General features: G+C 41.6%; 12 protein-coding genes. All 12 read left to right on the forward strand.

Features of this window, described 5'->3' with window-relative positions; genetic code table 11:
• Window position 1: 1 nt before the first annotated feature.
• On the forward strand, window positions 2–1,930 hold the full coding sequence (locus tag HC965_RS08435) for a nucleoside-diphosphate sugar epimerase/dehydratase (RefSeq protein ID WP_191031076.1): 1,929 nt from the start codon (window positions 2–4) through the stop codon (window positions 1,928–1,930).
• Window positions 1,931–1,947: 17 nt separating this feature from the next.
• Window positions 1,948–2,781: a polysaccharide biosynthesis/export family protein gene (locus HC965_RS08440; RefSeq protein WP_191031077.1), complete on the forward strand. Its 834-nt coding sequence runs from the start codon at window positions 1,948–1,950 to the stop codon at window positions 2,779–2,781.
• A gap of 9 nt (window positions 2,782–2,790) precedes the next feature.
• A complete protein-coding gene (locus HC965_RS08445) occupies window positions 2,791–5,205 on the forward strand; it encodes a polysaccharide biosynthesis tyrosine autokinase (RefSeq protein ID WP_191031078.1) in 2,415 nt (804 codons plus the stop codon).
• Window positions 5,206–5,419: 214 nt separating this feature from the next.
• The gene (locus HC965_RS08450) at window positions 5,420–6,607 is read left to right on the forward strand and encodes a UDP-N-acetyl glucosamine 2-epimerase (RefSeq protein WP_191031079.1); all 1,188 of its coding nucleotides are present in this window, start codon (window positions 5,420–5,422) and stop codon (window positions 6,605–6,607) included.
• A gap of 17 nt (window positions 6,608–6,624) precedes the next feature.
• Window positions 6,625–7,836 (forward strand): NAD-dependent epimerase/dehydratase family protein, encoded by a 1,212-nt coding sequence (locus HC965_RS08455; RefSeq protein WP_191031080.1) that lies wholly within the window; start codon window positions 6,625–6,627, stop codon window positions 7,834–7,836.
• A 30-nt stretch (window positions 7,837–7,866) separates the two neighbouring features.
• Window positions 7,867–8,916 carry a polysaccharide biosynthesis protein gene (locus HC965_RS08460; protein WP_191031081.1) on the forward strand — a complete coding sequence of 350 codons (1,050 nt, stop codon included), beginning with the start codon at window positions 7,867–7,869 and terminating at the stop codon, window positions 8,914–8,916.
• A gap of 315 nt (window positions 8,917–9,231) precedes the next feature.
• Window positions 9,232–10,197 carry a hypothetical protein gene (locus tag HC965_RS08465; RefSeq protein ID WP_191031082.1) on the forward strand — a complete coding sequence of 322 codons (966 nt, stop codon included), beginning with the start codon at window positions 9,232–9,234 and terminating at the stop codon, window positions 10,195–10,197.
• A 20-nt stretch (window positions 10,198–10,217) separates the two neighbouring features.
• A complete protein-coding gene (locus tag HC965_RS08470; protein ID WP_191031083.1) occupies window positions 10,218–11,732 on the forward strand; it encodes an MATE family efflux transporter in 1,515 nt (504 codons plus the stop codon).
• A 23-nt stretch (window positions 11,733–11,755) separates the two neighbouring features.
• A complete protein-coding gene (locus HC965_RS08475; RefSeq protein WP_223854779.1) occupies window positions 11,756–13,294 on the forward strand; it encodes an aldolase catalytic domain-containing protein in 1,539 nt (512 codons plus the stop codon).
• Window positions 13,295–13,296: 2 nt separating this feature from the next.
• A complete protein-coding gene (locus tag HC965_RS08480; protein WP_191031084.1) occupies window positions 13,297–13,992 on the forward strand; it encodes a cytidylyltransferase domain-containing protein in 696 nt (231 codons plus the stop codon).
• On the forward strand, window positions 13,989–15,023 hold the full coding sequence (locus HC965_RS08485) for a sugar kinase (protein ID WP_191031085.1): 1,035 nt from the start codon (window positions 13,989–13,991) through the stop codon (window positions 15,021–15,023). The genes HC965_RS08480 and HC965_RS08485 overlap by 4 nt, the downstream gene beginning before the upstream one ends.
• A 15-nt stretch (window positions 15,024–15,038) precedes the next feature.
• On the forward strand, window positions 15,039–15,860 hold the full coding sequence (locus HC965_RS08490) for a hypothetical protein (protein ID WP_191031086.1): 822 nt from the start codon (window positions 15,039–15,041) through the stop codon (window positions 15,858–15,860).
• The last annotated feature ends 1 nt before the right edge of the window (window position 15,861 follow it).

A 15,861-nucleotide genomic window follows, 5' to 3' on the forward strand; every position in this document is an offset into this window, starting at 1 on the left:
AATGGAAAAGACATTGAAGGGTATAGTTCAATATGCCCGTAAGAATTATTTCAGTTATTGGATTATTTTAGGTATTGACACGGCAATATCTGTATTATGTTCATTGGTAGCTTATGCCGTCATTCATTATATGGCACATGTTCCAATGAGTGATTGGATGCTTTGTCAATTTGTTGGCGTCTCTTTAGTAGCAAGTGTTGCTGGTGCTTTATTATTTCACACCTATCGTAACACCATCCGCTTTTCTCAGGCACGTGAGCTTTGGCGCATCATGTGTGCTGTACTATTCAAAGTCGGATGTTTATTAGTAATTTCTTTTTGGATTATATCCGAATCCCAATTACAATACAATTATAAAACAGCCTATCTCCTGTTTGACGGTTTGCTGACATTAGCAGCACTAACCGTTTTCCGCGTATCACTCATCATCGTTTATGATCTTCTGCTGGATTGGATGAATAAAAAGAATACCCGTATTCTTATCTATGGCATTGATGAAAAGAGTGTATCCTTGAAACTCCGTCTCCGGGATAGTGCGCATTATAAAGTTGCGGGCTTCTATATATATGGAAGGAATAATAGTAGACGTCGTTTGACAGATCTTCCCATTTATTCTTTTGAAAATGAAGAAGATTTCAATTGTGTTATAAAAAAGCATAGTATTCAGGGGATTTTGTTTGCCCGTTATGAGGATACCCGTTTAGAAGAAAACCGTCTTTTAGAATACTGTAAAAGTAGTGCAATAAAGACTTTGATTGCTCCTACTATTAGCGAAGCTGATTCTGACGGAAACTTTCATCAATGGGTACGTCCTATTAAGATCGAAGATTTGTTAGGACGTGCTGAAATAAATATCAATCTTCGTCAAGTTGCAGAAGAATTCAGAGGCAAAGTTGTCTTAGTAACTGGTGCTGCTGGTAGTATTGGTAGTGAACTTTGTCGCCAGTTGGTACAGATGAATATTAAAAAACTTATCATGTTTGACTCTGCGGAGACTCCTTTGCATAACGTGCGTCTTGAGTTTGAGAAGAATTATCCTACTATAGATTTTATTCCTGTGATTGGCGATGTACGTGTGAAAGAACGTGTACGTATGGTATTTGACCTTTATCATCCTCAAATTGTCTTTCATGCCGCCGCTTACAAACATGTGCCTTTAATGGAGGAAAATCCTTGCGAAGCAGTTCTGGTGAATGTCACCGGTTCCCGTCAGGTTGCTGATATGGCGGTGGAATATGGTGCTGAAAAAATGATCATGGTTTCTACCGATAAAGCCGTGAATCCTACCAATGTGATGGGTTGTTCCAAACGTCTGGCGGAAATCTATGTGCAGAGTTTGGGATGTGCAATTCGTGAAGGAAAGGTGAAAGGCAATACCAAATTCATTACGACCCGTTTCGGTAATGTATTGGGCAGTAACGGTTCGGTTATTCCCCGTTTCAGGGAACAGATAGAAAATGGCGGTCCTGTTACAGTTACCCATCCTGATATCATCCGTTTCTTTATGACCATTCCCGAAGCCTGCCGCTTGGTAATGGAAGCCGCTACGATGGGAGAGGGTAATGAAATTTTTGTCTTTGAGATGGGTAAGGCTGTTAAGATTGTCGATTTGGCTACCCGTATGATTGAACTGGCCGGTTATCGCCCTGGTGAAGATATAAAAATTGAATTTACAGGCTTGCGTCCTGGTGAAAAACTTTACGAAGAGGTTCTGAGTGATAAAGAAAACACAATTCCAACAGAGAATAAGAAGATTATGATAGCTAAAGTGCGTCGGTATGAATATGCTGATATCCTTGATATTTATGCGGAGTTTGAGAATTTGTCTCGTGCGGTTAAGATCATGGATACGGTCAAACTGATGAAGAAAGTAGTACCTGAATTTAAGTCAAAGAATTCTCCTAAGTTCGAGATGCTTGATAACGAATAATAAACTTGAATATTTTTATGAATAAATCATTCTACATTGCTACAAGTATGCAGAAAAGAACTAAAGGAATACTTTCCTGTCTGGTTGCGATATTTCTATTCGCTTCTTGCCAGTCCTATAAGAAAGTTCCTTACCTGCAAGATGCGGAGGTTGTGAGAGAGACGGTTCAACAGGAAATTCTGTATGACGCTAGAATCATGCCGAAGGACTTGCTTACTATCGTAGTGTCATGTACTAGTCCTGAACTGGCAGTTCCGTTTAATTTGATAGTAGCCAGTCCTGCTAGTGTAGCTACAGGAAATACACAAGTAACTACTCAATCGGTTCTGCAACCTTATCTCGTGGATAATAATGGGAATATAAATTTTCCTGTTTTAGGTGAATTGAAGGTGGGGGGATTGACTAAGAAAGAAGCCGAGCAATTAATTGTAGAAAAATTGAAACCTTATATCAAGGAGACTCCGATAGTCACTGTCCGCATGGTGAACTACAAAATTTCCGTAATTGGTGAGGTAGCTCGTCCCGGTACGTTTACCATCAGTAATGAGAAAGTGAACTTGCTTGAGGCTTTGGCTATGGCAGGTGACATGACCGTCTGGGGACTTCGTGACAATGTAAAACTGATTCGTGAAGGCGCTGACGGTAAACAAGAAATTGTGACTCTGGACTTGAACAAGGCGGAAGCCCTCCTTTCCCCTTATTATTGGTTGCAACAGAATGATATTGTTTATGTGACTCCTAATAAGGCGAAGGCGCGTAACTCGGATATTGGTAACAGTACGAGCCTTTGGTTCTCCGCTACTTCTATCCTAGTGTCACTGGCAAGTTTATTGGTAACAATCTTCAAATAGTATTATCGTATGATTGAGGAAAAAAACAAGAAACGTGTAGAACAATCTGAGGAGCAGGTCAATATTCAGGAACTCCTTTTCCGCTATCTGATTCATTGGCCCTGGTTTGTGGTCTCTGTAATCATTTGCCTGGCTGTTGCCTGGGGATACTTACGTCTGACAACACCTGTATATAATATTTCTGCCACTGTTCTGATCAAGGATGAAAAGAAAGGTGGCGGCGCAAACATGTCTTCGGAACTTGAGAGGATGGGACTGGACGGCTTTGTCTCCTCGTCTAATAATGTGGACAATGAAATCGAGGTTCTCCGTTCGAAGTCTCTAGCAAGGGAGGTGGTGAATTGTTTAGGACTGTTTGTTACTTATATGGATGAAGATGAGTTCCCTGTCAGGGAACTGTACCGCGCTTCTCCTGTTCTAGTGAGCCTGACTCCTCAGGAAGCGGACAAACTCCCGGGTAGAATGGAAGTCAGTATGGTTTTGCAGCCTGCGGGTGCGATGGATGTACAAATAACAGTAGGTGAGAAGGAATATCGGAAACGTTTTGACGATTTGCCTGCTGTGTTTCCGACTGACGAAGGTACTGTTGCCTTTTTTGCAAATAGTGACACAACCGCATCAGTTCGTCTTGAAAATATGGCCAAAGAACGCCATATCACTGCTTTCATCAACAGACCTATTTCTGTGGCGAAGGGATATGCCAATTCTTTGTCGATAGCCCCTACATCGAAGACAACTTCCGTAGTGGTAATTTCACTGAAGAATTCCAGTACCCGGCGTGGAATGGATTTTATCAATAAGCTACTTGAGATGTATAATATCAATGCTAATAATGCCAAGAATGAAGTTGCGCAGAAAACAGCCGAATTTATTGACGAACGTATCGGTATTATATCTAAAGAATTAGGCAGTACGGAACAGGATTTGGAGAATTTCAAGCGTAGTGCGGGCATTACCGATTTGAACAGTGAAGCGCAGATTGCCTTGACGGGGAATGCCGAGTATGAAAAGAAACGTGTGGAGAATCAGACACAGATTAATTTGGTGATGGATTTGCAACGCTATATGAAAGGTAATGAGTATGAGGTACTGCCAAGTAATATCGGGTTACAGGATGCCGCTTCAGCGGATGCGATAAATCGGTATAACCAGATGTTGGTTGAGAGAAAGCGCCTGCTGCGTACATCGACGGAGAATAATCCGACCATCGTGAATCTGGATACCAGTATTCGAGCAATGCGCAGCAATGTGCAAGCGACATTGGATGCTACATTGAAGGGATTGCAAATCACAAAAGATGATTTGGCTCGTGAAGCGAACCGTTATTCCCGCCGTATCAATGATGCCCCTACTCAAGAACGTCAGTTTGTAAGTATTGCCCGCCAGCAAGAAATCAAGGCAGGGCTTTACCTGATGCTGCTTCAGAAGCGTGAAGAAAATGCTATCACCTTGGCTGCGACAGCGAATAACGCCAAGATTATTGACGAGGCATTGGCAGACAGTCACCCCGTTTCTCCCAAGCGGATGATGATTTATTTGGCGGCTTTGGTATTTGGAGTAGGTATTCCGGTAGGTATCATTTATTTGATAGGATTGACTAAGTTTAAGATAGAAGGTCGTGCAGATATTGAGAAGCTGACTTTGCATCCTGTTGTTGGCGATATTCCGTTAGCAGACGAAAAGACAGGTTCTATTGCCGTATTTGAGAATAAGAACAATCTGATGAGCGAGACCTTCCGAAATATCCGTACCAATCTTCAGTTTATGTTGGAGAATGGTAAGAATGTGATGCTGGTAACTTCTACTATCAGTGGTGAAGGAAAGTCTTTTATATCAGCCAATCTGGCTATCAGTCTTTCATTACTAGGAAAGAAAGTTGTGATTGTGGGACTTGACATTCGTAAGCCGGGTTTGAATAAAGTATTTAATATTCCTAAAAAGGATCATGGTATTACTCAGTTCCTCACTGATCCGACTACAAATTTGATGGATTTGGTCCAACCTTCTGACATAAACAAGAATCTGTTTATCCTGCCAGGTGGAACAGTTCCGCCTAATCCGACAGAGTTGTTGGCTCGTGATGGACTGGAAAAGGCTATTGAAATCTTGAAGCAGAATTTTGATTATGTGATATTGGATACAGCCCCTGTGGGTATGGTAACTGATACTTTACTTATCGGCCGTACAGTTGATTTATCCGTTTATGTCTGTCGTGCTGACTACACCCGCAAGGCTGAGTTTACTTTGATTAACGAGCTTGCCGAGAATGATAAACTGCCTAATCTGTGTGTTGTAATCAATGGTTTGGATCTTCAGAAGAAGAAATACGGGTATTATTATGGCTATGGTAAATATGGCAAGTACTATGGTTATGGTAAACGTTACGGTTATGGTTATGGGGAGAATCATGGAAGTAAAGAATAAATTTTTAATAGAATGAATTGGTTTTGAGAAAAACAAAAGTCAATGCTGATAAAACTTTGTCCAACATAATGGGACGAAATATGTCGGTCTTTAACTTTACACGTGAGCACCTAATTTTGACGTATGGTTACAAGAAAGCAATGTCTGTAAAAAAACTATTTTTGCAACAAATCTTGAAAGCTGTTTTCTACTGAATTTAATAAAAAATAGTAACATGGAGTTAAGAACAGATTATTCAAATGTAAGTTTCCAGAATAATGGTAAACTGAAATTGTTGATTATCGTGGGCACGCGTCCTGAAATTATCCGTCTTGCTGCCGTTATCAACAAGTCTCGTAAGTATTTCGACGTCATCCTTGCCCACACCGGGCAGAATTACGACTACAACCTCAATGGTGTCTTCTTCCGTGACCTCAGACTTAAAGATCCTGAGGTTTACATGGATGCCGTAGGCGATGATCTCGGAGCTACCTATGGTAACATTATCAATGCCAGCTACAAACTCATGGTGGTCACAAAGCCGGATGCTGTTCTTGTCTTGGGTGACACCAATAGTTGTTTGAGCGTTATTGGAGCAAAGCGTCTACATATCCCTATTTTCCATATGGAGGCTGGTAATCGTTGTAAAGACGAATGTCTTCCAGAGGAGACTAATCGTCGTATCGTTGATATTATTTCTGATGTAAACATGGCGTACTCCGAGCATGCTCGACGATACCTTGCCGACTGTGGACTCCCTAAAGAACGCACCTACGTCATCGGTAGCCCTATGGCCGAAGTGCTTCATGGGAACCTTACAGAAATCGAAGCCTCCGATGTTCACCAGCGCTTCGGCCTCGAGAAGGGCAAGTACATCCTTCTCTCAGCCCATCGCGAAGAGAATATCGACACCGAGAAAAATTTCCTCAGCCTCTTTACCGCCATTAACAAGATGGCCGAGAAGTATGATATGCCCATCCTCTACAGCTGTCACCCACGTTCACGCAACCGCTTAGCCGCATCCGGCTTCCAGCTCGACCGTCGTGTCATCCAGCAGGAGCCTCTCGGCTTCCACGACTACAACTGTCTCCAGATGAATGCCTTTGCCGTAGTATCCGATTCAGGCACCCTTCCCGAAGAGATCAGTTTCTTCACCTCCGTAGGTCATCCCTTTCCGGCCATCTGCATTCGCACCTCCACCGAGCGCCCTGAGGCCATCGATAAGGCTGACTTCATCATTGCAGGTATCGATGGGGACTCTCTTCTTCAGGCAGTAGATACTGCAGTCGACCTCTGCAAGGATGGTAACCACGGTATTCCCGTTCCCGACTATGTTGAGGAAAATGTCTCTACAAAGGTTGTTAAGATCATCCAGTCATACGTCGGTATTGTGAACAAAATGGTTTGGCGCAAAGACATATAATAACGAAAAATTACTCAATGAAGATTTTAGTAACAGGAGCAAAGGGTTTCGTTGGAAAGAACCTCTGCGCTCAACTTAATAATATCAAGGAGGGCAAGGCCAAGTGCTATGGCGATTTGGTGATTGATGAAGTCTATGAATATGACATCGATTCCACACCCGAACTGCTTGATACTTGGTGTCGTGATTGCGATTTCGTCTTCAACCTCGCCGGTGTCAACCGCTCACAGAATCCCAAGGAGTTCATGGATGGCAACTTTGGTTTTGCTACCACTTTACTCAACACCCTCAAAAAATACCAGAACAATTGTCCTGTCATGATCAGCAGCTCCATCCAAGCTACCCTCGCAGGTCGGTTCGGAACGAGTGAGTACGGTAAGAGTAAAAAGGCAGGAGAGGAACTCATGTTCCAGTATGGCGAGGAAACAGGTGCCAAGGTGCTTGTTTACCGCTTCCCTAATCTCTATGGCAAGTGGTGCCGCCCTAACTACAACAGTGTTATAGCCACCTTCTGTAGCAACATTGCCAACGATCTTCCCATAATAGTCAACGATCCCAACGTCGATATGGAACTCCTCTACATCGACGATCTCATAGAGGAAATGATTTGTGCGCTCAAGGGCGAAGAGCACCATTGTGAGTTTGATGGTGTAGAGACTGTTCTTAAGGGCGATGGCCACTATTGTGCAGCACCTATCACCCATCACGTTAAGTTAGGTGAGGTTGTTGATCTCCTTCACAAATTTGCAGAGATGCCCAAGACTCTCATGATTCCTGAGATTCCTGCCGATAGCTTTGCAAAGCGTCTCTACAGCACCTTTCTTTCTTATCTTCCTAAGGAGAAGGGCATCTTTGATCTCAAGATGAACTGCGATGCCCGTGGTAGCTTCACTGAATTGGTCCACACCCTCAAGTGTGGTCAGGTCTCTATCAACATCTCCAAGCCTGGAATCACCAAGGGTGAGCACTGGCATCATACCAAGTGGGAACAGTTCATCGTGGTCTCTGGGCATGGTCTTATCCAACTTCGCAACGAGAATGACCCCAATGCAGAGATCCTTAATTATGAGGTTAGTGGTGACAAGATCCAAAGCGTCATCATGCTCCCAGGCTATACTCACAACATTATTAACTTATCAGACACCCAAGATTTGGTCACAGTGATGTACTGCAATGAGATCTTTAATCCTTCTCACCCAGATACTTTTTTTGATAAAGTGATAAAATAATAACTAACAATTATTGAAAAATATAAAACTATGAGCATTTTTGCAGGCAAAACTCTCATGATTACCGGTGGTACCGGTAGCTTTGGTAATGCTGTATTGAATCGTTTCCTGAAGACCGACATCGCAGAAATTCGCATCTTTAGCCGTGATGAGAAGAAGCAGGACGATATGCGTCACGAATATCAGGCCAAGATGCCTGAGGTGGCCCATAAGATTAAGTTTTTCATTGGTGATGTGCGTAACCTCCAAAGTTGCCGTAATGCCATGCCGGGAGTAGATTACATTTTCCATGCAGCAGCCCTCAAGCAGGTTCCAAGCTGTGAATTCTTTCCAATGGAAGCTGTAAAAACAAATGTAATCGGTACCGATAACGTCCTCACTGCCGCTATTGAGGCCAAGGTGGGTGCTGTTATCTGTCTTTCAACTGACAAGGCAGCCTACCCAATCAATGCTATGGGTATTACTAAGGCCATTGAGGAGAAAATTGCAGTGGCCAAGAGTCGCTACTCGGGCGATACAAAGGTCTGCTGCACCCGTTATGGTAATGTTATGTGTAGCCGTGGGTCTGTTATTCCTTTGTGGATCGACCAGATCCGTAATGGCAACCCTATCACTCTCACCGAGCCTAAAATGACTCGCTTCATTATGTCGCTCGAAGAAGCAGTCGATCTTGTCCTCTTCGCATTCGAACATGGTCAGAATGGTGATATCCTTGTGCAGAAGGCACCTGCTTGCACCATCCAGACTCAGGCAGAGGCAGTATGCGAGCTCTTTGGTGGTAAGAAGGAGGATATCAAGATGATTGGCATTCGTCATGGGGAGAAGATGTACGAAACCCTCCTCACTAACGAAGAATGCGCTAAGGCAGAGGATATGGGTGACTTCTATCGCGTACCAGCTGATAACCGCTCACTGAACTACGAGCAGTTCTTCACTGAAGGTGATGCAAAGCGTTGCAAATTATCGGAGTTTAATTCTGACAACACCCGTCGTTTGAATCTTGAGGAAACTAAGGCTAAAATTGCAAGCCTTGAGCATATTCAGAACGAACTCAATGGTGTCGTGAATCTTGTTAAGTAATGAGTAAGAACCATATAGAGTTTATAGGGTGAGCATTATTCTTTCCTTTCTTTTTACCTTTTTTTACTCTCTATATTCTCTATATTTAACCACCTTGTTTGGGAGATAAGAGAAAATAATTGAAAGTTGTAGTTTCGCGTTAACAGTTAACACTCGTCTTTTTCCAATGCAAAATGGAAGATTATAAAACTTCATCTTTGGTTCAAATTTAGATACTACACCTCTCTAGCAGTTGTCAGAAAAGAACATTGATCGAACTGGTTGCGCATGGTTCAATACTACTTGCTAGTCTTTAATAAAATAATTACTATTAATATGAATAGATTCTTTGAGCTTACGTTGAAGGTGCTTAAACGCAAAGTTTATCCTTGTTTTTTCAAACAGACTCAGTTACCTGAGATAAATTTACCATCGAACCCAGAGGGAGTAAATCAAATGATGTTCAATGCTATAAAAAAAGGAAACCCTTTTATGGTAGCACGTTTTGGCTCTACCGAAATGTGCGCGATCGCCAATTATGTAGGTGTTCGTGATAACCCTCATTCTGTATTGAAATACATAAAGGGAGAAATTAATGAATGGTGGTGGAGTATGCCTTCAATAAATCAGTTGCAGACACATTCTGGATTTTTTCCGATAACAATAGAAAATGTTATTCGCTTTTCAGAATTAATGATTAATGATGCAAAAGAAACTGATATACTTGGAAGTTGGGTACCTGAAGAATATTATATTAGAGAGGAAATCAGTCATGTCCGTAAAGCAAGGATCGAGGATATACGCCCAAATTACTTTTGGGATGGAACTGGTCTTAATTGGACCCAAGCATTGAAAGGGAAGCGTGTTTTGATGGTGCATCCATTCGTTGAAACAATGACGGCTCAATATCAAAAAAAACATTTACTATTCAAACACCCAGACTTTTTGCCTGATTTTGAACTACTGACTGTGAAAGCCGTACAGTCATTGGGAGGATCAGCTCAATGTACATCTTGGTTTGATGCACTTGATTATATGAAGGCAGAGATGGATAAACTGGATTATGATATTTGCATTATCGGATGTGGAGCCTATGGTATGCCGTTGGCAGCTCATGCAAAGAGAACTGGTCATGTAGCCATCCATCTTGGAGGCATCACTCAACTTATGTTTGGAATTAAAGGTAATCGCTGGGAGAACAGAAAAGAATGGGATGGCTTGTTCAATGATTATTGGGTAAGACCAAGTAAGGATGAAACTCCTATGGCTGCAAAAAAGGTTGAGGACGCTTGTTATTGGTAATAGATAACGGTTATCAAAAAATGAATGAAAATAAAAGAATTGCAATAAACAGTATTATTATATTTATTAGACTATGCATTGTCAGTCTGGTAAGCATTATTATATCTAGAGTAGTACTCGATGCTTTGGGAGCATCAGACTACGGACTATATAATGTTGTTGGCGGTTTAGTCATGTTGCTCAACGTGATCAATATGGCTATGTCGAGTGCGACCTATCGATTTATTACCACCGAGATGGGCAAGGGTAATAATGGCAATATCAACAAGGTTTTCAATACTAGTTTGGCAATCCATTTTCTATTTGCTTTTTTTATAGTTCTTCTTGGATTGACATTAGGTGAATGGTACGTCAATTGTGGATTGAACGTGCCGGTTGAAAGTATGAGAGATGCTAGAGTCGTATATCACATTACCATCTTTACAACTTTTGTTTGCACTCTTCTTGTTCCTTACAATGGAATGCTGATAGCATGCGAAAACTTCAAATTTACTGCAATTACTGAGATAATTGTCAATCTTTTTAAACTGACTGCTGTACTAACGATTTTATTTCATGTTCCGAACAGGCTAATCTGCTATAGCATAATAATGTCAGCCACTACAATTTTCCAATGGCTTGTGTATGTTGCTTATTCTACAAAAAACTATAAGTCGTATGTGCGTATACATTTCAGTAGAGATAAGCAGTTGTACAGAGAAATGTTGGGCTATTCCGGTTGGACTGCTCTAGGCTCTTTTACAAATGTTGGTAAGACACAAATTGTTGCTGTCCTGATTAACTACTTCTTTGGTACTATCGTGAATGCAGCTTTTGCAGTTGCCAATCAGATTAACAATTTCATTGTGATGTTTGCCAACTCATTAAACACAGCGGCAGTTCCTCAGATAACCAAGAGTTTGAGTGCTGGTAATGCCAATAGGTCTTTTAATCTTGCAGCACGCATATCTAAATATACATTCTTCCTCATGTTGGTTGTGTCATTCCCAGTATTGATGGAGATTGATTTCCTGTTAGATTTGTGGCTGAAAGAAGTTCCTGAGGGAGCTAATATTTTTTGTGTGCTGATTGTAGTTGCGGGATTGTTTACCTGTGTATGTCAAGGAACACAATCTTTGGTTAATGCATCCGGCAAGATCAAATGGTTTCAGATTATAGGTAATACTTACGTTTTATTATCACTTCCTGTAGGTTGGCTGTGCTTCTATCTTGGAGCTAACGCGTATGCGCTTTCGTTCGTGATATGCATATTTATGTTCTTCAATATTCCGCTTAACCTCGTGTTGTTAAAGAGAGTTCTAGATTTTGATATAAGGAATTTCTTTAAGATATCATATTGGCCGATGCTCAAAGTCTTTATTCCTCTTGTTGTTATTTACATTTTTTATAATCCTAATTCTTTCTCACTCATGGGACATATCTTAGGGTTGGGGATATCTATGTTGCTGGTTTTGGTATTAATCGCAACCGTGGGTATTGACCAGAAGGAGAAAACGATAATTAGAGAGAAAATCGGTTCAATTTTAAATAGCTAATTAGAAATAAAAACGATTATATAATGTTGAAAATTTTAGATTGTACCCTTCGTGATGGCGGTTACTACACGAATTGGGACTTTAATTCGGAAACAGTTGATGCGTACATTCAGGCAATGAATGTACTTCCTGTCGATTATCTTGAGTTGGGTTACCGCAATAATCCTACAAAGGAATATATGGGCAAATTTGGCTATTGTCCTGTAAGTGTACTGAAGCATATCCGTCAGAATTGCACCAAGAAACTGGATGTAATGCTCAACGAAAAAAGCACGAAGATAGAGGATTTGGATACACTTCTTAGCCCTATCGTAGGTCTTGTGGACATGGTTCGTATTGCCATTGATCCCAAGAATTTTGATCGTGCAGTGATTCTTGCCAAAGCTGTTAAGGCTATGGATTTTGAAGTGGGCTTCAATGTTATGTACATGAGTAAGTGGCAGACCGAATATCCAGAGTTCATCACTAAGTTGGGCGTGTTGGATTCGTTTGCAGATCTCTTCTGTATGGTTGATAGCTTCGGTGGAGTTACCCCCGAGGATGTAACCGATATCGTGAAGGTAGTTCGCGAAAACACTAAGTGCCCAATCGGCTTCCATGGACACAACAATCTGCAGTTGGGCCTTATTAACACGATTACAGCTTTGAAATTAGGGGTTGACTATGTGGACGCAACTATCCTTGGCATGGGTCGTGGAGCTGGCAACCTCAATATGGAGCTGCTGTTAACTTATCTCAATGCACACGAAGATCTGAAGGTTGACTTTAATGTTCTTGGTGATGTGATTACTGCCTTTACGCCACTTTTGGACAAGTATCGGTGGGGAACTAATCTCCCTTATATGCTCGCAGGTGCAAACCGCATCCCTCAAAAGGAGGTAATGGATTGGGTAACCAATCGCGTTTATTCATTCAACAGCATTGTGCGTGCTCTTGATAATCGTAAGAACAATGCTAAAGATAATGCACAGTTCCCACACCTGAATGTCGAGAAGAAGTTTGATAAAGTGCTTATCATCGGAGGCGGTAACAATGCCATTGAGCATAAGGATGCTATCAAAGAACTAATTGCCCAAGAGGAGAATATTACGGTTGTGTTTGCAACAGCTCGTAATGCGAAGACATATCAGGATATCAATGCTCCTGTCTATTATGTGCTTGTAGGCAATGAAGGTCGCAGACTTTCTGCCAATGTAGGTGAGAAACATTTCAATGGCACATGCGTCCTTCCACCTTATCCTCGCACAATGGGTACTGAAGTTCCAGCTTATGCAGAGAATCATACCGTTGAGCTCACATCAGTCAATTTCACTGATCTGTTCAAGGATTCAGTTACTACCATAGCCCTTCAGTTGGCAATGAATCTGACTGATGGCGATATCTTCGTGATCGGTTATGATGGTTATCCAGGCAATGTGCTTTCTGAAAAAGAGGTTGCACTCACTAATGAAAATAAGACCATTTTCCAGTCATTTAAAAAGGCTAAGGGCGAACAGTTGAAGTCGCTCACCCCTTCACTCTATAAGGATCTTGAAGTCGTATCAGTGTATCAATTTATTTAATTATGACAAAGGAAAAAGTTGCATTTTATCTTCCTACCCGTAAAGGTAGCGAGCGTGTGATAAATAAGAACACTAAGCCTTTCGCAGGTATCGAAGGCGGTTTAGTAGAGAACAAGGTTAAGCAGCTTCTTGAAACAAAACTCATTGACGAAATCATTTTTTCTTCTAACGATGATACTTGTATGGCAATTGCTGAGAAGTATAAAGACAGCCGTTTGAAGATAATCAAGCGTCCTACTGAATTGTGCTTGAGTACGACCAATCTTCAGGATCTGATTTGCTACGTACCTACTGTTACTGATGCGGATCATATCCTTTGGGGACACGTTACTACTCCACTCTGTGGTGCAGATCAGTATGATGCAGGAATCAAACTCTATCTTGATAAACTAGATGAGGGCTATGATTCCCTCGTTGGTGTAACTGAATTGAAGAATTTTCTCTTGAATAAGGATGGAAAGCTCATTAATAATACCACAGATATTCCTTGGCCTCGAACCCAGGACTTGGAGCCTTTGTATCCTATCAACCACACTATGTTCCTTGCAAAGCGTGAGGTTTATACCGAGCAGAAGAATCGTATTGGGCAAAAAACTCTCCTCCATATTATGGGCGAACTTCATTCCTTTGATATTGACTGGTCGGATGATTTCATCATTGCTGAGGTAATGTATAAGAACCTTTACGAGAAGAAATGAAAGTAGTAACATTCGGAGAGATTATGGTGCGCCTTGGTGCACCTGACTATCTCAAACTCATACAGACTGATAAGTTCGAAGTAAGTTACGCTGGTGCTGAAGCCAATGTAGCTGTATCCATTGCTAACTATGGTATGGAAACTGATTATATCACTTGTCTACCAGATAATCCTATTGCAGAACGTTGTATTATGGACCTCCGTGGGCACAGAGTTGGGGTAGAACATATTCAGCGTTCAGGTAAGCGTATGGGCATCCTCTATCTGGAGAGAGGTAGCAATGCTCGTCCTTCAAAGGTTTATTACGACCGTGAAGACAGTTCCATCGCAACTATACAAGAAGGTTCCATTGATTGGAATGAAATCCTTAAGGATGCTACTTGGTTTCACTGGACAGGTATCACACCTGCTCTCAGCGAGAATGCCGCAAAGGAGTGTCTGAAAGCAATCAAGACTGCCAACGAGTTGGGTGTAACCGTATCGTGCGACATCAACTATCGAGGCAACCTTTGGCGATATGGTAAGACTGCTGCCGAAGTAATGCCAGAGATGGTTGCTGGTTCGGATATCATCCTCGGTAACGAGGAGGACTGTGAGAAGGTATTCAGCATCAAGCCTCAGAATTTCGATGCAGCCAATACTGGTGGACAGGTCGACCAGAGTTCCTTTATCAGTGTCTGCCAACAGATGATGCAGAAGTTCCCTCGATGCAAGAAGATAGTTGTCACCCTTCGTGGTGCTATCAATGCCAACCACAACACTTGGGGTGGTGTGCTTTATGATGGTAAGCAGCTCATCGAGAGTTGTCGTTACGACATTACAGATATCGTTGATCGCGTAGGAGGGGGAGACAGCTTTATGGGCGGACTTATTTTCGGTCTGCTCTACTACGAGAACGATGAGAAGGCACTGGAGTTTGCCACAGCAGCTTCATGCCTCAAACATACGTTAAAAGGTGATTTCAACTGGGTCACCATCTCTGAGGTAGAGAGTCTTATAGGTGGAGATGCTAGTGGTAGAGTAAAAAGATAAAAAACGGAGAGAAACATGGATATTTTTGCTGATGTTCGTAGGCTTTGCTATGTAGTGACTAAAGGATTTTTTGAGTTATATAATTTTAAACATTCGTTTGGCAAAGACAGACGTCTTGTAAAAAAAGAGATGCAGAAACTTCCTAAAGAAGGTATTGGAAGGGATTTGTTTATTATCCTCAATGGACCATCATTGAAGAGGCAGGATCTTTTAAGTCTTAAAGGCAAGGATCTTATGTTTGTAAATCGTGGTTTCATGCATCCGCTTTACAAGCAACTTCAGCCTAAGTACCATGTGTTTGTTGATCCTAAGCTTGCTAGCGGTGTATGGCCACTCAATTGGTTGGAACAAATTTTTGAGATGTGTCCGGATATTCGTATTATTTTGCCTGTTCAATGGCATAATATGGATCACTTTGCCAAGTATAAGGATGATAAGAGAGTCTTCTGGTTGTATTGGGGCATACCTTGCTATATCAATGGTGTATCCAGCGGATGTTTCAGTTATGCCATTCTTCAGGGCTTTCAGAATATCTTCTTTACGGGCTTTGACGCAAACAGTTGTGCTTTTGATATGATAAAAAGTTCAGAGAGTCATTTCTATGGTGCCGACCCTGAGTTAGCCGATATGAATAGCTCTCAACATATATCTGCACTTTACACTACCTCACTGCAGTTGATTGACCTTCAAGAATTTTCAAAGTACTGCAAGAAGAGAAAAATTAATATATATAATCTTACCGACGGAGGCCTTCTTGATATGTTTATTCGTCGAGACTTCAATGATCCATATAATGTGGAGAAGGAGATTACCATACCTAAGGGTGTAATAGACTAAT

Origin of the sequence: Bacteroides sp. GM023 (assembly GCF_014750685.1) — a bacterium.
Classification (GTDB): domain Bacteria; phylum Bacteroidota; class Bacteroidia; order Bacteroidales; family Bacteroidaceae; genus Bacteroides.

What these genes read in the sequence shown, in the direction of transcription:
- HC965_RS08435 (WP_191031076.1), top strand. Translation starts at nt 2, where the DNA reads ATGGAAAAGACATTGAAGGGTATAGTTCAATATGCCCGTAAGAATTAT.
- HC965_RS08440 (WP_191031077.1), top strand. Translation starts at nt 1,948, where the DNA reads ATGAATAAATCATTCTACATTGCTACAAGTATGCAGAAAAGAACTAAA.
- HC965_RS08445 (WP_191031078.1), top strand. Translation starts at nt 2,791, where the DNA reads ATGATTGAGGAAAAAAACAAGAAACGTGTAGAACAATCTGAGGAGCAG.
- HC965_RS08450 (WP_191031079.1), top strand. Translation starts at nt 5,420, where the DNA reads ATGGAGTTAAGAACAGATTATTCAAATGTAAGTTTCCAGAATAATGGT.
- HC965_RS08455 (WP_191031080.1), top strand. Translation starts at nt 6,625, where the DNA reads ATGAAGATTTTAGTAACAGGAGCAAAGGGTTTCGTTGGAAAGAACCTC.
- HC965_RS08460 (WP_191031081.1), top strand. Translation starts at nt 7,867, where the DNA reads ATGAGCATTTTTGCAGGCAAAACTCTCATGATTACCGGTGGTACCGGT.
- HC965_RS08465 (WP_191031082.1), top strand. Translation starts at nt 9,232, where the DNA reads ATGAATAGATTCTTTGAGCTTACGTTGAAGGTGCTTAAACGCAAAGTT.
- HC965_RS08470 (WP_191031083.1), top strand. Translation starts at nt 10,218, where the DNA reads ATGAATGAAAATAAAAGAATTGCAATAAACAGTATTATTATATTTATT.
- HC965_RS08475 (WP_223854779.1), top strand. Translation starts at nt 11,756, where the DNA reads ATGTTGAAAATTTTAGATTGTACCCTTCGTGATGGCGGTTACTACACG.
- HC965_RS08480 (WP_191031084.1), top strand. Translation starts at nt 13,297, where the DNA reads ATGACAAAGGAAAAAGTTGCATTTTATCTTCCTACCCGTAAAGGTAGC.
- HC965_RS08485 (WP_191031085.1), top strand. Translation starts at nt 13,989, where the DNA reads ATGAAAGTAGTAACATTCGGAGAGATTATGGTGCGCCTTGGTGCACCT.
- HC965_RS08490 (WP_191031086.1), top strand. Translation starts at nt 15,039, where the DNA reads ATGGATATTTTTGCTGATGTTCGTAGGCTTTGCTATGTAGTGACTAAA.